Annotated in this window: 21 protein-coding genes; 15 read left to right on the top strand and 6 right to left on the bottom strand. The window is 41.8% G+C overall.

Annotated features, from left to right (window positions below; translation table 11 throughout):
- The first annotated feature begins 73 nt into the window (after nucleotides 1–73).
- From dnaB to AC6JA8_RS03455, 8 genes are all read left to right on the top strand, one after another.
- Nucleotides 74–1,417 carry a replicative DNA helicase gene (gene dnaB, locus AC6JA8_RS03420; protein WP_102242461.1) on the top strand — a complete coding sequence of 448 codons (1,344 nt, stop codon included), beginning with the start codon at nucleotides 74–76 and terminating at the stop codon, nucleotides 1,415–1,417.
- Complete coding sequence (locus AC6JA8_RS03425; RefSeq protein ID WP_497975763.1) at nucleotides 1,404–2,579, top strand: chorismate-binding protein; 1,176 nt, start codon at nucleotides 1,404–1,406, stop codon at nucleotides 2,577–2,579. The genes dnaB and AC6JA8_RS03425 overlap by 14 nt, the downstream gene beginning before the upstream one ends.
- A 200-nt stretch (nucleotides 2,580–2,779) precedes the next feature.
- A complete protein-coding gene (locus tag AC6JA8_RS03430; RefSeq protein ID WP_102242463.1) occupies nucleotides 2,780–2,977 on the top strand; it encodes a hypothetical protein in 198 nt (65 codons plus the stop codon).
- A gap of 83 nt (nucleotides 2,978–3,060) precedes the next feature.
- Nucleotides 3,061–3,921: a pseudouridine synthase gene (locus AC6JA8_RS03435; RefSeq protein WP_497975764.1), complete on the top strand. Its 861-nt coding sequence runs from the start codon at nucleotides 3,061–3,063 to the stop codon at nucleotides 3,919–3,921.
- Between the two features lie 99 nt (nucleotides 3,922–4,020).
- Nucleotides 4,021–4,959 (top strand): WYL domain-containing protein, encoded by a 939-nt coding sequence (locus AC6JA8_RS03440; RefSeq protein ID WP_497975765.1) that lies wholly within the window; start codon nucleotides 4,021–4,023, stop codon nucleotides 4,957–4,959.
- A gap of 77 nt (nucleotides 4,960–5,036) precedes the next feature.
- Entirely contained in the window at nucleotides 5,037–6,188 is a 1,152-nt protein-coding gene (locus tag AC6JA8_RS03445) for a patatin-like phospholipase family protein (protein WP_497975766.1), read from the top strand.
- 23 nt (nucleotides 6,189–6,211) lie between these two features.
- Entirely contained in the window at nucleotides 6,212–6,790 is a 579-nt protein-coding gene (locus tag AC6JA8_RS03450) for an inner membrane-spanning protein YciB (protein ID WP_497975767.1), read from the top strand.
- Nucleotides 6,791–6,822: 32 nt separating this feature from the next.
- Nucleotides 6,823–7,230, top strand: coding sequence for a hypothetical protein (locus AC6JA8_RS03455; protein WP_497975768.1), 408 nt, complete (start codon nucleotides 6,823–6,825; stop codon nucleotides 7,228–7,230).
- On the opposite strand, the gene AC6JA8_RS03460 is transcribed toward AC6JA8_RS03455, so the two are convergent.
- Entirely contained in the window at nucleotides 7,213–9,309 is a 2,097-nt protein-coding gene (locus tag AC6JA8_RS03460; RefSeq protein WP_497975769.1) for a TonB-dependent receptor plug domain-containing protein, read from the bottom strand. The two genes, AC6JA8_RS03455 and AC6JA8_RS03460, sit on opposite strands and share 18 nt — an antisense overlap.
- Nucleotides 9,302–9,712, bottom strand: a complete 411-nt coding sequence (locus AC6JA8_RS03465) for a hypothetical protein (RefSeq protein ID WP_497975770.1) — start codon at nucleotides 9,710–9,712, stop codon at nucleotides 9,302–9,304. Before AC6JA8_RS03465 ends, AC6JA8_RS03460 begins: the two co-directional genes overlap by 8 nt.
- A 192-nt stretch (nucleotides 9,713–9,904) precedes the next feature.
- On the opposite strand from AC6JA8_RS03465, the gene AC6JA8_RS03470 reads away from it, so the two are divergent.
- Entirely contained in the window at nucleotides 9,905–10,417 is a 513-nt protein-coding gene (locus AC6JA8_RS03470) for a hypothetical protein (protein WP_497975771.1), read from the top strand.
- Here the strand turns inward: AC6JA8_RS03470 and AC6JA8_RS03475 are convergent.
- Both AC6JA8_RS03475 and AC6JA8_RS03480 read right to left on the bottom strand, forming a co-directional pair.
- The gene (locus tag AC6JA8_RS03475; RefSeq protein WP_497975772.1) at nucleotides 10,414–11,001 is read right to left on the bottom strand and encodes an alpha-ketoglutarate-dependent dioxygenase AlkB family protein; all 588 of its coding nucleotides are present in this window, start codon (nucleotides 10,999–11,001) and stop codon (nucleotides 10,414–10,416) included. The genes AC6JA8_RS03470 and AC6JA8_RS03475 overlap by 4 nt on opposite strands.
- Before the next feature lie 2 nt (nucleotides 11,002–11,003).
- Complete coding sequence (locus tag AC6JA8_RS03480; protein ID WP_497975773.1) at nucleotides 11,004–12,095, bottom strand: chorismate mutase; 1,092 nt, start codon at nucleotides 12,093–12,095, stop codon at nucleotides 11,004–11,006.
- A gap of 103 nt (nucleotides 12,096–12,198) precedes the next feature.
- On the opposite strand from AC6JA8_RS03480, the gene AC6JA8_RS03485 reads away from it, so the two are divergent.
- Entirely contained in the window at nucleotides 12,199–12,861 is a 663-nt protein-coding gene (locus tag AC6JA8_RS03485) for an O-methyltransferase (protein ID WP_102242471.1), read from the top strand.
- Between the two features lie 36 nt (nucleotides 12,862–12,897).
- On the opposite strand, the gene AC6JA8_RS03490 is transcribed toward AC6JA8_RS03485, so the two are convergent.
- The gene (locus AC6JA8_RS03490; protein ID WP_497975774.1) at nucleotides 12,898–13,602 is read right to left on the bottom strand and encodes a hypothetical protein; all 705 of its coding nucleotides are present in this window, start codon (nucleotides 13,600–13,602) and stop codon (nucleotides 12,898–12,900) included.
- An 87-nt stretch (nucleotides 13,603–13,689) separates the two neighbouring features.
- On the opposite strand from AC6JA8_RS03490, the gene AC6JA8_RS03495 reads away from it, so the two are divergent.
- The 5 genes from AC6JA8_RS03495 (at nucleotide 13,690) to AC6JA8_RS03515 (ending at nucleotide 18,452) form a co-directional block, all read left to right on the top strand.
- Entirely contained in the window at nucleotides 13,690–14,544 is an 855-nt protein-coding gene (locus tag AC6JA8_RS03495; RefSeq protein ID WP_497975775.1) for a LysR family transcriptional regulator, read from the top strand.
- A 10-nt stretch (nucleotides 14,545–14,554) separates the two neighbouring features.
- On the top strand, nucleotides 14,555–15,283 hold the full coding sequence (locus AC6JA8_RS03500) for a class I SAM-dependent methyltransferase (protein ID WP_102242474.1): 729 nt from the start codon (nucleotides 14,555–14,557) through the stop codon (nucleotides 15,281–15,283).
- Nucleotides 15,284–15,360: 77 nt separating this feature from the next.
- The gene (locus AC6JA8_RS03505; protein WP_497975776.1) at nucleotides 15,361–17,253 is read left to right on the top strand and encodes a potassium transporter Kup; all 1,893 of its coding nucleotides are present in this window, start codon (nucleotides 15,361–15,363) and stop codon (nucleotides 17,251–17,253) included.
- 21 nt (nucleotides 17,254–17,274) lie between these two features.
- Complete coding sequence (locus AC6JA8_RS03510) at nucleotides 17,275–17,751, top strand: hypothetical protein (RefSeq protein ID WP_497975777.1); 477 nt, start codon at nucleotides 17,275–17,277, stop codon at nucleotides 17,749–17,751.
- The gene (locus AC6JA8_RS03515; protein WP_497975778.1) at nucleotides 17,751–18,452 is read left to right on the top strand and encodes a Type 1 glutamine amidotransferase-like domain-containing protein; all 702 of its coding nucleotides are present in this window, start codon (nucleotides 17,751–17,753) and stop codon (nucleotides 18,450–18,452) included. Before AC6JA8_RS03510 ends, AC6JA8_RS03515 begins: the two co-directional genes overlap by 1 nt.
- A 1-nt stretch (nucleotide 18,453) precedes the next feature.
- Here AC6JA8_RS03515 and AC6JA8_RS03520 read toward each other — a convergent pair whose 3' ends face one another.
- Complete coding sequence (locus AC6JA8_RS03520) at nucleotides 18,454–18,954, bottom strand: hypothetical protein (RefSeq protein WP_497975779.1); 501 nt, start codon at nucleotides 18,952–18,954, stop codon at nucleotides 18,454–18,456.
- Nucleotide 18,955 lies beyond the last annotated feature (1 nt).

An 18,955-nucleotide genomic window follows, 5' to 3' on the forward strand; every position in this document is an offset into this window, starting at 1 on the left:
TCTGCTTAAAAAGATGTTATAATAAGAGGGACCTCGTTATGAGGTCCTTCTTTGTTTTTTGAGGTGAGCAATCATGGCTTCAATGAATCAACACAATGAACTTCCTCACGATCTACTGGCCGAAAAAGCCTTAGTAGGCTGTTTAATTATCGATGGTTCAGTCTTTGATGAGATCTCCAACCTTAAAATCAATTCCTCTCAATTCTATGATCCTCGTTACGGGATCGTTTTCGATATCATTGCCGATCTTTCTTTAGCCAACCGTGCGATTGACTTCGTTACTGTTTGTAACAAGCTCAAAGACAAAGGAAAGCTGGAAGAAGTAGGTGGTGAATCTTTTGTATCGAGTTTAACAGAAGACCAGGCTTCATCGGCCAACGTTTATGAGTACGCAAAAATCGTCAAAGATAAAGCGTCGATGAGAGAGATCATCAAAACGGCCATGCGAGTGGTGCAGATGGGGATGAGTTATACAGGTGAAGCTGATGACTTTATCCAGGATGTTGAATCGAGTTTCTTCAAGCTTACCAACGAAGCCAAAACTGGCGGTATGGTTAAGATCAATGCCACTTTAAGACAAAACTTAAAAGAACTGGAAGACACTACAAGAATCATGGGAGAAATCTCAGGGCTCTCGACGGGGTATCCGCGTCTCGATGAACTTCTTCTGGGAATGCAGCCAGGTCAGCTGATTATTTTAGCTGCCCGTCCAGCGATGGGTAAGACCTCTCTGGCACTGAACGTGGCGATCAGTTCATGTCTACAATCAGGACTTCCTGTTGCGATCTTCTCTCTCGAGATGTTAGCGACGGAACTTTCAATGAGATTACTAACAGGTCGAGCGAAGGTGGATTCAAAACGCGTTCGTAAGAAGGCCTTCCTGGATACTGACCTTCGAAGTATTGCTAAAGCAACTCAAGAGCTTTCAGCGCTTCCAATTTTCATTAACGATTCAGGGAATACCACAATCCTTGATATTCAATCGCAGTGTAGAAAAATCAAAGCTGACCAAGGTCTTGGTCTGATTGTTATCGACTACCTTCAGCTAATGGGTTCTACCAACAAGTCTCTTCAAAGAGAGCAGCAGATCGCCGAGATCTCGAGAGGGTTAAAGACCATGGCCAAGGAACTTGGTTGTCCGGTTATCGCCCTGTCTCAGCTTAACCGTGGTGTTGAGTCCCGTCCAAACAAACGTCCTACAACTGCCGATCTTCGTGAATCTGGAGCAATCGAGCAGGATGCGGATATCGTCATGTTCGTTTACCGCGATGAGGTTTACTACCCGGATACAAAAGAGCCAGGTGTTGCCGAAATCATCGTAGGTAAAAACCGTGCAGGGGAAATTGGAACGGCAAAACTTGCGTGGGTTGGTGCCTACACAAGCTTTGAAAACCTCGCTCACCGTGACGGACCATAATCTCTATACAGTTTTTCCGTATAAAGATTCACTGCTAATGTTAAGCGGGGCCAAAGAGGCGCGCGCGTATTACAAAGACCATTACATTGATCTCTTAACTGGCGAGTCTCACGAGTTTGCAGTTGAAGGATGGCTATCACTTTTAAATTTTCCGGTAGCAGAGCATCCGATTGAAAAACGTGTGGTTCATCTTTTTTATGAGCTTGGTTTTCTCTTTGAAAATCTTTCAGAAGAAATCATGAGCACTGATCTTCTGGCCATTGATATCGAATACACAAAGAGAGAAGAACTCCAGATCAATCCAGACCACAAGAAAATCATCCTTTCACTTAAGAGTGCTCCTCACTACCACGATTATGAAAAACAATTCCAGAAGGGCCATAAAGAGCTGACAGAGGGCAATTGTTATCAGTTCAACCTGACAGGTGAATACACATACGACTTTGAAGATGATATCGAGGCGGAAGATTTTATTTCGGCCTTATGGAAAGACCCAAAGAAGCGTGGAGCTTTTGCTTCTGCGACTTACATCGAACACTTCGAGCAGCTTTTTTTAAGTAACTCACCAGAGTGTTTATTCCGTTATGAAGGCGGAATGCTTTCAACTATGCCCATTAAAGGCACAATGAAACGAAATACTGATGATCCCAGAGAAATTAAAAGTCTCTGGAAAGAATTAGTCTTGGATAAGAAGAGTGAAGGCGAGTTGTTTATGATTGCCGATCTTTTGCGTAACGATCTCTGTCGCATTGATCTTCCAAGGGCCATCGTCACAAGAAAAAAAGCAATGCTACTTGTTCCTGGACTCATTCATCAGTATTCAGAAATTAAAGTTCCTCTTTCACAGCATGTGACTTTGAAAAATATTTTAGAAAAAATTTTTCCTGGTGGAAGTATCACTGGTGCACCTAAAAAAAGAGTTATGCAGATTCTAAAAAAATTAGAATCACGCTCTCGCGGTTTTTATTGTGGATCGACTTTGCTTTTTTCTAAGGGGCAAATAGAAGCTTCGATTAATATCAGATCTAGTGTTGTTGATTTCAAAAAAAGATCACTTTCTTATCAAGCGGGGGGCGGTATTACACTCTTAAGCCAACCTCAACACGAGTTTTTAGAGATGACTTACAAGCATGACAGCTATATTGATACCCTAACTCTATAAAATTGCTTGATTCTAATAAAAACTTACATTCAGATGTTTCTGACCGAGAAACATTGACACTGTTTTCTTACACTCGATATGATTTTTTTGCGTCATAGTAATTGACTTTTTTGGCCAAGAAAAAGTCCACATAATCTCCGTCGACGGATCGACAAAGGATTAAGCGGATTGGCTGATTAAATAAGACAAAGGAGTGTTGAATGGGAACTTTAGGTTTAAAGGATACGGGTAAACCAGAGTCATCAGAGACAGGAGTCTCTTTAGGTTCACTTGCTGAACTAACAGGCTTTCCGATTGATTACATCAAAAGGGAACTTCTTTTAGATAGCGAAAAAGACCTGAGTGTTGAAGAGTTAAGAGAAAGAGTTCTTGCTTACCTTAATTCTGCAGCAGTTTAAAAAATGAATTATTAAACCTTTTGTCAGTAGGACTTTTGGTTTTAGTTACTAAAAAGCCTAGCTTATGCTAGGCTTTCTAGTTTATGGAACCAAAAACTACTGATTATTGTCTTCTTCAATCAATCGACTCAGTCGAAGACTTTCTTAAATCTACGTTCCACGCAAGTTCCAATAAATTAAAAAAACATTTTAAGAAGCCTTTTCTTGCAAGAAGCTTCAAAGAAAAAGCCACACTTTCTCTGCCACTTAATTTTATTAATGATGGCGAGATCAATCCGCACTATGAAGGTGAAGAGATCAGGATCATTGCTGAAGATGAAAACTTTTTTGTCTTTAATAAAAATCCCAATCAATTTGTTCACCCGCTGACCTATGATGAAAGTGACAATTGTTTGTCGTTTATCAGAACCAAAAGACCTGAACTCTTGAGTGTTAACCGCACTCAGTATGACCGAGGACTGTTGTATCGCCTGGATTACGAAACTTCAGGTGTGATGATTTATGTAAAGAGCGATGAGCTTTATAAAAAGCTGCGTGAGAGTTTTTCAACTATTGCCAAGGCCAAGATCTACTGGTGCTGGGTGGAAGGCGAAATGAAGCTCTCAGGAAGCTTTAAACATTCATTCTCTTCAGGCGAGGAAAAAGGAAAGCGGGTGTTAGTGGCCGAGGCAGGAGTTCATTCGCAGGAAGGTGAACTTGCTCTAAAGGCCCTTCGTTATGAAAAGAGTTTAAACCGTACATTGGTGGAGGTGGCGTTGAAAACTGGCCTTCGCCACCAGATTCGCGCCCAGCTGGCCTATCTAGGATACCCCTTGGCCGGCGATAAATTTTATGGAGGAAAAGAGGCCAAGAGGCTTTATCTCCATGCCCAGACCTACCGCCTGGAGGTGGATGGAAAGGATTATTCATACGACTCAACCCCCTTAAATTTCGACGGTTTTTAAAAGACCAACGTTTTTGATCAAGAAAAAGTTTAAGCCCTAAAATGGAGTAGCCGACAAGATTGGTATGATTTCTTAAACCCCTATTTTTTAGGAAGATCGATGTCGGACCAGCAGATTATTTTAGAGAACAGTTTCTGGAAGTTTTTAGTGTCGCTTGAAGAGCTCAAAGAGAAAAAAGAACTTGTGTTGTTTTGCTCTTCGCTCGCTATTGATGAAGACACTCTTACGACGTATTGCGAATTTTTAGCGCGCTTTAAAGTCGCCGCTTTCAGAGATGCAGAGTACATCTATCCGCTTAAAGAACAATGTAGAATTAAAATGGAATTTACGTTGGCCGAATGGCTGGCCCTTCAGGCGGTGGTGCCGAAGGACTCCCAGGCAACGGCTTATTTCCAGCAGATTGTGCAAGATAAAATGAAAATGGCCCAACTGGCCCATGCTCAATTTTCACTTTATAAAGCTCCGAAAGGAACTCCTGTTGAGTTCACTTCCTTTGAAATGTTAAAAAAGAAAATTGATTACGATATTATCTGTCGCAAATCCATGAAAGTTAAATTTTTCACAGAAAAAGAATGCGACGTTTTTCCACATAGGCAGGTTTATCTCGACGGAGTCCTGTGTGTGGTGGGAGAAAATATCTCCGATAAAACACTGGTGTACTTCGGACTTGAAGACATCAAGGATGTTGAAAATCTGGACCTCATGTATGAACCGAATTTGAGTCAGATTGAAGTTAACGAATTTATCGGACACCTAAGATTAATTAATGGCAAAGAAGAAAGACTGGTTCTAAAAATTTATAGCCAGGATCAATCGGATCTTCTTCCTGAGCACCATTTTCTTGGCAACCCTTTTGTTACCTCCAGCACTGAAGGGGACATGATTTGGGCCGCCACGCTTGAAATGTGTGATGATGTTTTTCATTGGTTATACAAAATGAGAGACAGAGTTGAAGTCCTGGACCCTGGGCATATCAGAAAAGAGTTTTCTCATTACTGCGAACTTAAAAAAGAAAGCAGCAATAAGAAAGCGTCATAACGCCATAACACAATGACCCTCGACAGAAGCGCTTAAAGGCGAAAGACTAGATTTAGTCTCATTGGTCGAGGGTTCACATGTCTCATCCAAAATTCGGATTGGTTTTAAGCGGTGGGGGCGCAAGAGCAGCCTATCAGGCCGGCGTACTCAAAGGCATCACTGAAATTGTCGGCGACAAAATGGGCGATGATCCTTTTCAAATAATCACCGGTATTTCTGCCGGTGCTATCAATGCAGCTTATCTCGCTTCAGCAAAAAATAATTTTAATGAACAGGTTCAAAGTCTTATCCGGATTTGGGAAGAACTCACCCCTGAGAATGTTTTAAGAACCGACATTGCCTCATTGGGAAAACTCAGTGCCGGCTGGATAAAAGACTTAAGCTTTGGCGGGATGTTTGGAAGATCTGAGTCCACTCATTTGCTCGATTCAACACCACTGCGCGATCTTTTAGAAGAGAGCATCGACTTTGATCAAATTGAAAAAAATATTATCAACAACAAGCTTCATGGTGTCGCCGTTTCGACGACGAGCTATGCAACAGGCACGAGCGTGACATTTTTTGATTCTCCGTCAGTCAAAGATTATGCGCGAAGTGCACGCATTGGTTTAAAGGGACCTTTGCGTTTAGAGCATGTTCTTGCTTCATCGGCGATTCCTTTCATTTTTCGTCCGGTAAGAATAAAAAATAGTTTTTACGGAGATGGAGGAATCAGGTCCAACGCCCCTTTGAGCCCGGCGATTCACCTGGGCGCGGATAAACTTCTGGCGATTGGAGTGAGGTATTTTAGAGAAGAGATGGAAGTCAAAGAACTCAATCAGCAAGTAGAGATGAACAATATTGTCCTTGCTGATATCGTGGGAGTTTTATTTAACTCTCTTTTTCTTGATGCTATCGAATTTGATTATGAGAGACTTCAGCGTATTAATAAAACAGTTTCTCTTCTTAGCGAAGATGCTCTTGCTTCTCACCCCGGGCAGCTAAAAAAGATCCCGACATTACTTATTCAACCTTCTGTTGATTTGGGTGAACTGGCCGGAGATCAGTTTCATCGTTTTCCTAAAATGCTTCGTTATCTCTTAAGCGGTATTGGTGCGACAGAGGCCCGTGGAGCAGATCTTTTAAGCTATATCGCCTTTGATAAGGCCTACACTCAAAAACTAGTGGAAATCGGCCATAAAGATGCTCATAACAGAGCAGAAGAGATCAGAGAGTTCTTCCAATTATAGCGAATTCGCATTATTCTTGGTGAATGGAACAGCAGTCTAAAAAGAAGTCCAATAACTTTTTCCTTATTTCATTTCTTCCGGCCATCTTATATTGGTACCTGGAAACGAAGTATCCGGTAAAAATCGCCTTAATGGGTGGTATTGCTCTTTCTATTGGTGAAATTCTTTTTGAAAAGATCTTCACCGGACATATTCATCAGCTTTCACGATTTAACTTTTTCTTAGTCGTTTTCCTCGGTGGTTTTTCACTGATGGAAGAAAACGGAATCTGGTTTAAACTTCAACCGACATTTTCTCTTTGGGCCGTGGCCGTTTACATGTGGGTAAAACTTAGAAAAGGCTCGGGCTTTTTTAAAGAGATGATGATGGAGATGAGGCCGGATGGGAAAATGCCACCGGATCATATTATCCTGTCGATGGAAAGAAACATGGTCATCCTGTTTTTCTGTTATGGGCTTTTAATGGGTGTCCTAGCTCTGTGGTTTCCAACTTCACTTTGGGCCTTCTTTAAAACGGCGGGGCTCTTTATCGTCATGGGGGTTTTCATGGTGATTCAGACCATTTTAAACCGTAGAAATATGAGAAATCCTCCAGCTGAATAGACCAAGCTTGTTGTTTGGTGTATGAAGTCCTCATGAAATTTCTTTGCTTAATTCTTCTTTCATTTTCTGTCGAAGCCATGCCTTTACTCGAAATTAAATCGGGAAAGGTTGAGGAAGTAACGCCTTTTTCCCACAAGTATGAACTCATTATTGCTGATAACTGTGCTCATTGCATGAATCAGCTTAATCAAATGAAAGACTGTGTTGCTGATCGGGATGTGATTGTCCTGATGGAAAATCTATCTAAACTAAGTGAAGACAAGTTAAAGCGCTTAGTGGCTAAAAAGAAAATTCCTTATTCAGCTTACCTTTTGGATTCAGCTGCCCGCGCAGCTTATGAATTTAAAGGCGTCACTCCCATGATGTGGATCACCGGCAAAGATTCTAAAAAATCTTTTACCGGTGTTGTGTCCTGCGATTCTTTAAAGCTCAATTTTTAAACCAGTGTAAATAATCCTTCCGGTATTTGGTCCCCAAATATGGCGGTTATCCAGATGGGCATGATTTAAATGGGTTCTCCATGAAAGAGGAGACTCACCCTTTTTGGTCTGAGTGTAATCAAGTAAATTATTCACTCCCAGTATCCAGCTGAATTTTTGAAATTGCTTTTGGTAAAAGAAATCAACTGTTGCAAAAAGAGGCGAGCGCTGTTTTTTGCGGTTCACCGGGATTTTGTCAAAGCTCATAGGATCGGGGTCGTCCATAAGAGTGTTGTAATTTTTCTGGTAACCATAGGGAGATAAATTCCTCGGACCAATCACATTTACAGTAGTCACAAATTCTTGAGACCCATAATGGAAATCAGAGATTAAGCGGGCCCTTGTTTCCTGGGCCGCTGTTGGAAGTTTACTCTTGTAATTATCCGGCATGATAAACCAGTCAAAACTTCCTTCCATGCTCCAGTCCGGGGTGATCTTTTGAATATGCAGAAGCCCAAGGGTTTTAATATTCATGACCTCGGAAGAGTTTTGAAACAAGACAGGTGAAGACTCTTCATCTGCATAGGCCATGTGCTCTAATCTCGTCCAGGCAAAAGAAAAAGCGGATTCAGAGTTTCCGCTCGAGCGATTTAAGGTGTAAGTCAGGTTGTGAGCGCGTTCAAGCTCAGTAATGTTGAGTTCAAAACCTTCTTCATTTGTTCCGTGTTGAGACTCAAACATTGAAAGAGGTGCGCGATAACCTACACCATAGGCAATACGTGATGAGTATTCGTCATTGTGCGAATGTTTGTAATGAATTCTTGGGGCAATCGCCGTTTTGTTGAGTTTTGTATGCAATAGACGTGGATCATGCCAATTAACTTTTAAATGATCGACTCGCAGGATGAGATTGAGTTCATCTTTGTCTGTCAGGTACCATTCATCCTGGATGTACATTCCCATCGTTTTAAAGGCGAAAGAGTCTTTTTTATAGTTCATCAGATCATACAAATAAGCAGAGTCTGATTGCATATCTTCATTGCGGTGATCAACACCGACTGTGAGGTAATGGGCATCATTGAGCAGAATGTTTGTTTTTAAATCAAAAAAACGAAACATGTCTTCGTTGTTATAGTCATACCCGTGAGAGTAGATAGATTTCTGTGTTTGTTTGGCCAGAGAAAATGAAGCTTTAATATCCATTTCACTTGAAGGTGAAAATGTCAGACTTCCTCCCGTATCAAGACGGTTAAGTCTGATGCGATCGCTAATTTTACTTAGATCACCGGTGTAGGGATTGCGTACATCGCGGTCAGCTCCAAAATCATCGAGAGTGTCGATGTCGGAAGGATACTTGGTGACTCGGTAAGCGCTGGTTGCTCCACCGATTAATTCTAGGTCTTGATAACCTCCGCGAAGTGAGAATTTAAATTGATTACTCAGGCGGTTTTCTTGTTTTATAAAGATAGATTTTTGAGATTGGCGTGAAGACTCGGCCACATGGTTTTTATCTTCATCAAAAGCACCAAGTAGATTTGATTGAGCGGCAATCAGTGTTCCGCCGTTAGCGTTTCCATAACTTCCTAAGACTTCCTGATTAAGAAATTGGTGATTACCGCCTTTGATCTGATAAATAAAACGTTTTTCATTGGCCGGAGTGGTAACAATATTAATGGCCCCACCGATAGATTCAGGTGCCGTTAAGGAAGCGCCCGCGCCTCTCATGATTTCCAGTGAAGACACTCCCGCCATGGGGATCGCCTCCATTCCATAAAAAGAGGAGACAGAAGAGAAGGCAGGAATTCCATCAATGAGAACAGTTGTGTTTTCGCCACGCAGTCCATTTAAGGTAATTCGTTGTGAGCCACAATTGGCACAGGTTAAGGTCGTCTGCACTCCCGGTTCTAAGTCAACGGCCTTAGCTAAACTCGTGGCGTTCTTGTGTAGAATTTCATTCTTAGAAAGAACTTCTTTTTTGACTACAGAGGACTTGTCGACTTTAGAGGTTTCTTTTTTGCCTACGACCACAATCGTATCTGTTTCCAGGTTGTGAGCGTAGGCAAGAAAACTTGAAATAAAAATAAAGAAAAGATTAATCATGAGCTGGCTTTAGATTCACGCATTGAACTGTGTGGTAGTGATTGATGTGAAGCCATTTCATAGCAAAACTCACAGGAATAAAGCTGTTTTGATCTTGTCTTAAAACGTTCAGCTGATCTTTTTGATTGCTTCCGACTCCATTAAGAACAAGTGCATTTGCTCCAGGTTTGATAATAAAAGTGTGTTCTTCATTGTGCTTTAGGTGGTTGTGATCATCAGCTTCTAGATGAACGACAACTTCGGCACGGAAATCTTCCGGGCGATTTGAGTTATTTTCAAAATACGTTTGTTCGATCTCTAAAGAACAAGGTTCTGTTCCACCTTTAATTGTTCCAACAAATTCAACATGTGCCATAACATTGGCCGAAGCCAGAAGGGCTAAAGCAAGGATAGTGTTTTTCATAGTTCCTCCAGTTTTTGGAACTTCTATATTTTATGCGATTGATTTGCAATTAATTTATGCGACTAATTTGCATAAAATAATGCTGAGGAGAGATAAATCGGGAACTTATGAGACTGTCTTGTTTTTGAACAGGGTTGGTTTTTTTTCATGATCATCTCATCTGAAGATCAATAGAGTTTAAGATAGTGAGGAATGAAGAAAACCATTTTTCACTTATTCATGAGCCTTTGTTTGTCGCTGACCATGGTGACAGAGACTGCGTTTTCTTCAGAGCGCGTAGAAAATATTTTACTCGAAGACAGTGCTCTGGCCCTCTCAAAACTCGAAGAAAGATACTTAACGGTGAAAAAGCAACGTTCCGATCTGGGAAATATTGAAACCAATTTACGTCGCACTAAAAAGGGACAAAGCATTTATCTAAAATTTGAGAGTATTGCAGGCTCACTGATTGTGATTGGAATTATTATTGGAAGTTATAAGGCCTATTTCCCTCCGGGATTCAGGGCCATGGCCGGTGCGTATGTCACGGTAACGGGAATCAGTCATGGGCTCATTAAACTGAGTGCAAACGATGTGCAAAAACTGTTAGTAGATATCGTCAAACTCAACAATGTTCTCGATAAAAGCGAAGAGTCAATCGAACTACAGGCCGAGTATCATTGTGCCCTAATTGAAGGCAATTATTATCACACATTTTGTCGTTAATAGATCATTCTAAATGTCAGATTAACTCTGGGGCCAATAAGTTTTTTGGTTTTGGAGATTTTATGCTGCCAGAAATGCTGGAGCTCATCTTTCATGACGACTAAACTTCCATCCGTGATAGGGATGATGACGGTTTTTTTCTCCAAGTCGAATTTATGCTTTAATTGAAAAGACCTGGTTTCACCAAAACTCAAAGAGGCGATTGTTGGATTAGGCCCCAGCTCTTTTTCATCGTCAGAGTGATAAGACATGTGATCGTTTCCATCGCGGTAGTAGTTCACCAGGACTGAATTAAAGCGCACATTCAAATCATTCTCTAGCTGAGTCTTGAGTTTTAAAAGAACAGGAGTCCAGGGCAAGGCCTGCATGTGGATGTTAGAATAGCTGTATTTTACTCCCGGATCGCCATACCAGGCGGTGAGGCGAGGTTGAGGAAACGTTTTTCCGTAAAGAGTGATGGAGTCGTTTCTCCATTTAATGCCTTCGATGACGTCGTCGATTTTAATATCAGAATACTGCTCGAAATACTGGAGAGTTCCGTCTTCAGTAATGATGTCGATAAAGCCTTTAGGCAGAAAGTTCATGACTACTTGTTGTTCTTTTCAAAAAGGTCTGTCTGGATTTGAACTGATTGCTCGTGGATAGAATCGAAGATTTCTTTAATGAAGTCAGGAGAAAGCCCCATCTTTTCAGCTGAGACTAAACGGTCTTTCATCAGTTCTTCAAAACGCCCTTTTTGTAGAGCTGTGATGTTTTGGTTGATTTTCGCAGTCGCGATTTTTTCCACCACTTGCTGTCTTAGTTTCAGCGTGTGGATAAGTTCATTATCCAGGCGGTCGATTTGTTCGCGCAGGTCATTTAACTCTTCAGTATAGTTTTTATCCTGAGAGTATTCTCTCTTTAGTGCAAGAGACGAGATGATGTTTAAAAGTTTTTCTGGAGTCACCTGTTGAGAAGCATCTGACCACGCTTTATCCGGATCTGGGTGAGTCTCGATGATTAGACCATTCATATCCAAGTCCATCGCTTTTTGGCAGACTTTCTGAACCAGGTCTCTTTTTCCAGTAATGTGAGAAGGATCGCAAAGAAGAGGAAGCTCCGGGAACTTTACTTTCAGTTCCATCGGGATTCTCCAAAGAGGATCATTTCTAAATTCTAATTTTTCAGCGACAGAAAACCCGCGGTGAATAGCAACGAGTTTTGAAATCCCTGCTTGATTCATTCTTTCTAAAGCACCAATCCATAATTGTAGATCAGCGTTGATTGGGTTTTTTACCATGACAGGAATGTCTACGCCTTTGAGAGCGTCGGCAATTTCCTGAACAGAAAATGGGTTGGCCGTCGTGCGAGCACCAATCCATAAAATATCAATTCCTGCTTTTAAACACAGTTCAACGTGTTTTGCAGTCGCCACTTCAGTTGTTGTTAAAAGACCAGTTTCCTTTTTTACTTTTGCCAGCCATGGAAGGGCAAGCTCTCCCAGACCTTCAAAGTTATTTGGACGCGTTCTCGGCTTCCAGATTCCTGCGCGGAAAACTTTTACTGCAGGGATTTCTTTTAATGCATGAGCTGTTCTTAGCACCTGCTCTTCAGATTCAGCAGAACACGGGCCAGCAATAACCAGCGGTGTACCTGGAGCGGGAAGAGGGAGCCATTCATTAAGTGCGTCGATATTCATATATGTCCTTGGGCTGTACCTTACTCCCTTTTTAGGCTAATGTTAAGGGGGCCTGTAATAAGGTTTTTTCTTCTCAAAACGCGGCTAAACCTAAGGAATTTATATGCAAATCACCGATAAAAAAATTGAGGAATACTGTATCTCTAAAAGTAACATTCCGGGAACGGACTGCCTGAAGATCGAAGACTATACAAGGGCAAACGTCCATGGGGCAGGGATGTTGATTGGAAAGATGGAAGCGTCTTTCATTGGTTTTCTTCTGCGTTCAATTAAAGCAAAACGAGTTCTGGAGCTAGGGACTTTCACTGGCTACTCGGCGCTGACGATGGCCGAAAATATGCCGGAAGGATCTGAAATTATCACTGTCGATGTTAACCAGGAAACAGTGAATCTTGCTAAGGACTTTTGGGGAAAATCAGCTCACGGACATAAGATTAAAAGTATTCTTGGACCTGGATTGGAAGTCATTCCGACGTTAACTGGAAAGTTTGATTTTGTTTTCATCGATGCAGACAAAAGAAACTATATTGATTACCTGAAATTGACTGTGCCTATGCTTTCAGAGCATGGAATGATTGTTATCGACAACGTTTTATGGGGTGGACAAGTTCTTCCGGGAAGTGAGTCGACAGGCAGTGACCTGCGCGACCGCAACACTGAGTTCATCCGCGCGGTGAATGACTATATCGCTGGGAATCCTGATCTTTATGGGACATTGATGCCGATTAGAGATGGGATGTTTCTGGTGCAAAAGAAAACTCATTAAAATAAAAAAAGGCCCGTTTGAAGCGGGCCTTTTTTATTACATGACATCGTCTTTAAAATAGGTTTTTTCGGCAGTCACTTTAAGTTTTTTTGTCACAGTATCACAATGTCTACGACGGCATGGGACTTCATAAAACAATTCAATGCTTGATTCCTCTTTGTCATTTAAAAGCTCTTCACTAATAACTGGTGAATAAGTATTCATCGCATAATTTGTTAAGTTGACCGTCGCACGATCACTGGCATTCACAGAGGCCTTGAGAATGTGATCGACTTGTAGTCCGCCGTTTAAAAGGTGCACTTCATATAAGTCAGAAGGTGTTCCAAACAAAAGATAATGATTGGCCTGAGCATTAGGCTTAATAAGCGTGCGTTGGTAGAGAACTTTCACATTGTCCAAAGTGACATTCTCCATAACCACAACACCTTCTTTTTCAAAGTGACCGGCATAAACGTCGCCAACCAGCGCGTGAGGCTTAAGTAAAAAAGCTTCCAGGTCAAAAGGTGCCGGAACGAAAGTTAAAAACTGGCCTTCAGTCATGTGTGAAAGAAGCTTTGTTTTAAGTTCTGCCGATAGAGAGTATTCTAAAACCACCTGCTTGTTGTGGATTTTGTGATACATCGGCAGGTGATAGGCCATTAGCTTCTCCTGGCCGAAAAGGACCATGCCATGCGTGGCCTCGACGGCATAAGTATTAAGAGACAGTAAGCAAAGAAAAAGAAAAGACATTAGTACTTTCATTGTTAACCCCCTTTTGAAAGTAGAGGCAATGTAACTTTTAATCATGTATTTGATAAATTCATAATAATGATTTATATATGAATATAAATGAGTTTACTTCATCCTAACTTAGTTGCATTCATGGCCGTTGTTGAGCGAAAGACCGTTCAAGATGCCGCCAAAAAGATCGGGCTCACCCAGACAGGTGTGACCCAGAGAATCCGTGCGCTGGAAAAAGAGCTGCAGACAACGCTCTTTATCCGTTCGCGTTCTGGAATGAAGCTCACTACCGAAGGTGAGTCCTTGCACCGCTATTGCCAGAGTGCCGTTGAGCTTGAAGGGCAATTGGTTTTTGAATCCACTCAACAGGAAATCGCACTGACTATCAGTGGGCCTTCGAGCTTAATGCGCTCGCGAGTGATTCCCAATGTCTCGGGGCTTCTCAAAAAATATCCTTTTTTACGCTTGCAGTTTGACCTGATGGACCAGCTCTCAGCGGTCTATAAACTAAAAAATGGAACATCCCAAATTGTTTTGGTGCGCAGCCCGAATGTCGCCCTGGAGATGGACTCGCGGATTTTAAGACCAGAGCGCTATATTTTGGTAGGGCCACAGTCCTGGAAAAAGCGCGGGATTAAGGACATTCTTCAAAATGAAAGCATCATTGATTTCGACCAAAATGATACATATACCTTTGATTTCCTAGAGAAGTATAAACTTCAAGACTATGTTCAAAGCTCGCGTCACTACGTCAATAACACCGATGCCCTGGCCTCGATGATCGCCGATGGCGCAGGCTATAGTGTCCTGGCCCAAGAGTTGGCAAGTGACCTGATTAATCGTAAACTCCTCGTCGATTTACAACCCGGAAAATTCCTGGATTTAACTGATATTTGCCTGGCGTGGTATCCGCGTCCGGAAATGCCAGCGTACTTCAAAGATATACTCAACGTTTTAAAATAAAGGCCTGCTCATGAGTGACACTGAAACTAAAAAACCGATAGCTCTAGAAGCTTACGAAAAACTTGCGGAAGCTTTTTCTGAAATCGCTCCGGCGAAAGCGGAAAACGCTTACATTGAACAACCTGCGATGAGAAAAGCGGTAGGGGATGTGCGCGGGAAAAAAATTTTCGAAGCAGGCTGTGGCCCGGGAATTTTAGCAGAGTATTTAGTGCATGAAGGGGCAAAGGTTGTGGGTTTTGATGTAAGCCCTAAGATGATTGACCTGGCAAAAAAACGCGTGCCTGATAATGCAACTTTCTTCGTTGCTGATATGGCCAAGCCTCTTCCTATTGAGCAGGATGGGCAGTTCGATATGGTAGTGGCGAGTCTGTCAATTGATTATATCGAAGATTGGAGTGTACCTCTAAGCGAATTTTATCGACTGCTAAAACCAAAAGGGAAATTTGTTTTCACAATCCAACACCCAATTGGGTCTTGGAATTGGTACAAACCAACATCTGCTTTTGGGGTTCAATATGTAGAAGCCTCGTGGAAGGGGTTTACTGAAGAGCCTGTCATTATGCCGGATTACTATCGTTCTTTTGAAGAGGTGATTAACCCTTTAATTAAGGCCGGGTTTAAAATTCTTAAGGTTGAAGACCTAAAGCCGATAGATGCCCTTCGCACACTAGATCCTTACAAGTTTGGGAAATATTCCAAACTGGCTACATTTATGTGCATTATTGTTGAAAAGGAATAGCGACATTTCATACCAGATTTTATAAAATGGGTTTTAATTCATTATTTTAGGATTTGGTATTTTTCTGGGAGTGGCCCGTGTCAGCTAGGCAGGACGAAAAAAATCTTTCTACGCGCTATAAGTATTTAATGGCGCTCTCAGCATTAGGTGTTGTGTACGGAGATATTGGAACAAGTCCACTCTACGCACTTAAAGAATCATTTCACCATGGCCACAACATTGGCATCACTCACGATAACATCTTCGGCATTCTTTCACTGATTTTCTGGTCATTGATTATTGTTATTTCTCTTAAATATCTTCGCTACGTTTTAAAAGCAGACAATAAAGGGGAGGGAGGAATCCTTGCTCTTACTGCGCTGGTAACTCCAAGAACAGATAAGCATGCAACGAAAAGAAAAAACCTGATTCGTTTAGGTCTTTTTGGAACGGCCCTACTTTATGGTGACGGGATGATCACGCCTTCGATCTCAGTTTTATCTGCAGTGGAAGGGCTTGAACTTATCACACCGGTTTTTTCTCCCTATATCATTCCTATTACTATCGCGATTCTTATTGGTCTTTTCTCCGTACAGAAATACGGAACAGATGCGGTAGGAAAAATCTTTGGGCCATTAACATTGTTTTGGTTTTTGACTCTTGGTGGGTTAGGGATTTACAACATCGTTAGGGAGCCATCTGTTTTAATGGCGATGAACCCTTATTACGCTTTTCACTTTTTTGCTGAAAACCAATGGAATGGATTCTTAGTTTTAGGATCTGTATTTCTGGTAGTGACGGGTGGTGAAGCTCTTTACTCCGACCTTGGTCACTTTGGAAGACAGCCGATTCAACGTGCATGGTTTGCAGTTGTGCTTCCTTGTCTGGTTTTAAATTACTTTGGACAAGGTGCTCTTTTAACTCACAATCCACTTGCTGCGAAAAACCCGTTCTTCTTAATGGCACCGAGTTGGATGTTGACCCCATTAGTAATCCTGGCGACACTTTCAACAGTTATTGCGTCTCAAGCTCTAATCACCGGGGTTTTCTCAATTACAATGCAAGCGGTGCAGTTAGGGTACATTCCGCGTGTTCTGATTGAGCACACTTCAGAAAAAGAATTTGGACAAATTTACGTGAAGAGTATGAACCGCATGTTAATGGTGGCGTGTATTCTTCTGGTTTTCTTCTTTAAAACATCAAGTAATTTAGCTGCGGCCTACGGGATTGCCGTTACCACTACGATGGGCGTGACGACCGTGCTCTTCTACTTAGTCGCAAGACAAAAATGGAGATGGAGCAGATGGAAAGCAGGACTTATCTGTGGTTTCTTCCTGGTGATCGACCTTTCATTCTGGGGTGCTAACCTGCTTAAAGTTGTCGACGGTGGATGGGTTCCATTAGCTGTCGGGGTTTTCATCTTCGTGATGATGACGACGTGGAAAAAAGGTAGAAAGCTTCTTGCTCAAAGAATCAGAGATGAAGTTATTCCTCTAAGTCTTTTCCTGGATAAGATCGACACGCAAAGACCTTATAGAAATCCGGGAATTGCTATTTACATGGCAAGCGGATTAAAAGATACACCGTATGCTTTAATTCAAAGCTATGAGCACTATAAATCAATTCATGAACACCTGATTTTCCTTTCAGTGGTCACAGAAGAAATTCCACAAGTCCCTCAATCGAGACGTGTGGAAGTTAACAGCATCGGACATGGCTGTTATACGGTCTTCGTTCACTACGGGTATATGGAGAGACCAAACATTCCTAAAGAGCTTGATGGTCTGCAGATTGGAAACATTCTCCTGAACCCTAATGAAGCGACTTACTTTATTGGAAAAGAGAGGCTGTTTGCTACGGAGAAGCCAGGCATGGCCATCTGGCGTGAAAAGCTTTTTGCTTTCATGACGGCCAACGCTCAGGATGCGACAACATTCTTCCAGTTGCCTAGAAAGCGTGTAATGGAAGTCGGAGTTCAGGTCGAACTCTAAAAGATATTAAGGAGAATCCCTGTGAAAAAATCTCTTCTGTTTATTATGCTTGGGTTACTTGCTTCATGTGCGTCTGTAGACAGCATCAATAAAAATGCAAACTGTGTTGTTTGGAGAGACCAAAACTACTGGGGCCCTTATTCAATTGAAGTTGTAGAAAATAAAATCTTCTGGAATGGAAACTGCAAAGGTTACAACTCCGGTTGTAAAGAGTTGAGTTTGAAGGTCGATGAAAATAAAAATCTTCTCTCAGATGAAGCGATTGTCGGAACCATCGCTGGCAACGAGCTAAAGCTGGTTGAAAAACACGCTCTGGCAACCATGATCAACTACAATGTGATGTCGGCCAATATGGTAACAAAGCAGCTCAAAACTCAAACTGCTGCCACTGAACCATTTGTAGATTCATACAAGTTCAACGATAAATGCTCAACTGAGTCAGCGCTTCTTGGAGGCGTGGCCCTTGATGTTATTTATTCACTACAAATGAACAAATAATGAAGACGAGAAAAATTCTTGCTATGGGTGGTGGAGGATTTTCAATGGAGCCGGGAAACCTGCTGCTTGATCAATTCTTCTTTTCTTTGGCAGAAAAACAGAAACCAAATGTTTGTTTCATCGGCACGGCCAGTGGCGATGCTCAGGGATACATTGATCGTTTTTATGATTACATGAAAGACCACGATGTGACGCCTTCACATCTTTCACTTTTTAAAGCACCTGTTGGTTCTCTTCGCGATTACGTTCTTTCTAAAGATGTTATTTATGTCGGAGGAGGAAACACCCGAAACCTGATGACTTTGTGGAAAGAGTGGGGGCTGGATAAGATTCTTTGGGAAGCTTATAACAACGGTGTCGTTCTTGGAGGACTTTCGGCCGGCGGTCTTTGCTGGTTTGAAGAAGGTGTAACGGATTCTATCCCGGGGAGCCTGACAAAACTTTCGTGCATGAACATGCTTAAAGGCTCATTCTGCCCGCACTTTGACGGGGAAGCAGAGAGACGCCCCGCTTATCACAACTTGATTCTTAATGGTCTTAAAAGTGGTTATGCCTGTGATGACAGTGCTGCCGTTTATTTTGAGAATGAAGTTTTTGTGGAGTCGGTCTCTTCGGTGGCAAGTGCTTCGTCGTACTATGTGAAAAGTGACAGTGGGAAAGTTCTGGAAGAGAAAATCCCCACTCGTTATTTAGGCCAATAATCTATAAGGCAAAATCGTAGCTTATTTCCATATCGCTTTCGATGCCCTTAACTTTAATCGTCTTAAGGGCACAGGTAGCATCACCACAAGAAAGATTGTACTGACCATTTTCAAACTTGATGCTCTTCCATTTAGTTCTATCCAAAGCTTCATTGAGAATATTGATTTCTGACTTATCTGCTGCCGGAATAGCTCTTAATTCTCTTAGCGCTTGAATGAAAATGCGCTCAGGTTTTTTTGTGTTTAGTTTGCGGGGACGAATGAGAAAAGAAAAGGTGTAATGAGCACATCCCCCTTTTTTATAAGTGATCACTGTTCCTTTATGAGTTGTGATTGTCTGGGTGAGTATTTTGTTTTTTTGATCTTTGTTAACTGGAGTGATGCTTAAGTAAAGCTTGGGATTTTGATCAAAGATGCTTTTTGCATCGGTGAAGTTATAAGCACACTGATCGTCGGCGGCGTAAAGGGGAAGAGATAACAGTAAGAGCAGTAAATACTTCATC

It is taken from the genome of Bacteriovorax sp. HI3, assembly GCF_059738875.1.

Excerpts from the sequence above, each read along its gene's own strand:
- dnaB (WP_102242461.1), top strand. The coding sequence starts at position 74 with ATGGCTTCAATGAATCAACACAATGAACTTCCTCACGATCTACTGGCC.
- AC6JA8_RS03430 (WP_102242463.1), top strand. The coding sequence starts at position 2,780 with ATGGGAACTTTAGGTTTAAAGGATACGGGTAAACCAGAGTCATCAGAG.
- AC6JA8_RS03435 (WP_497975764.1), top strand. The coding sequence starts at position 3,061 with ATGGAACCAAAAACTACTGATTATTGTCTTCTTCAATCAATCGACTCA.
- AC6JA8_RS03440 (WP_497975765.1), top strand. The coding sequence starts at position 4,021 with ATGTCGGACCAGCAGATTATTTTAGAGAACAGTTTCTGGAAGTTTTTA.
- AC6JA8_RS03445 (WP_497975766.1), top strand. The coding sequence starts at position 5,037 with ATGTCTCATCCAAAATTCGGATTGGTTTTAAGCGGTGGGGGCGCAAGA.
- AC6JA8_RS03450 (WP_497975767.1), top strand. The coding sequence starts at position 6,212 with ATGGAACAGCAGTCTAAAAAGAAGTCCAATAACTTTTTCCTTATTTCA.
- AC6JA8_RS03455 (WP_497975768.1), top strand. The coding sequence starts at position 6,823 with ATGAAATTTCTTTGCTTAATTCTTCTTTCATTTTCTGTCGAAGCCATG.
- AC6JA8_RS03460 (WP_497975769.1), bottom strand. The coding sequence starts at position 9,309 with ATGATTAATCTTTTCTTTATTTTTATTTCAAGTTTTCTTGCCTACGCT.
- AC6JA8_RS03465 (WP_497975770.1), bottom strand. The coding sequence starts at position 9,712 with ATGAAAAACACTATCCTTGCTTTAGCCCTTCTGGCTTCGGCCAATGTT.
- AC6JA8_RS03470 (WP_497975771.1), top strand. The coding sequence starts at position 9,905 with ATGAAGAAAACCATTTTTCACTTATTCATGAGCCTTTGTTTGTCGCTG.
- AC6JA8_RS03475 (WP_497975772.1), bottom strand. The coding sequence starts at position 11,001 with ATGAACTTTCTGCCTAAAGGCTTTATCGACATCATTACTGAAGACGGA.
- AC6JA8_RS03480 (WP_497975773.1), bottom strand. The coding sequence starts at position 12,095 with ATGAATATCGACGCACTTAATGAATGGCTCCCTCTTCCCGCTCCAGGT.
- AC6JA8_RS03485 (WP_102242471.1), top strand. The coding sequence starts at position 12,199 with ATGCAAATCACCGATAAAAAAATTGAGGAATACTGTATCTCTAAAAGT.
- AC6JA8_RS03490 (WP_497975774.1), bottom strand. The coding sequence starts at position 13,602 with ATGAAAGTACTAATGTCTTTTCTTTTTCTTTGCTTACTGTCTCTTAAT.
- AC6JA8_RS03495 (WP_497975775.1), top strand. The coding sequence starts at position 13,690 with ATGAGTTTACTTCATCCTAACTTAGTTGCATTCATGGCCGTTGTTGAG.
- AC6JA8_RS03500 (WP_102242474.1), top strand. The coding sequence starts at position 14,555 with ATGAGTGACACTGAAACTAAAAAACCGATAGCTCTAGAAGCTTACGAA.
- AC6JA8_RS03515 (WP_497975778.1), top strand. The coding sequence starts at position 17,751 with ATGAAGACGAGAAAAATTCTTGCTATGGGTGGTGGAGGATTTTCAATG.
- AC6JA8_RS03520 (WP_497975779.1), bottom strand. The coding sequence starts at position 18,954 with ATGAAGTATTTACTGCTCTTACTGTTATCTCTTCCCCTTTACGCCGCC.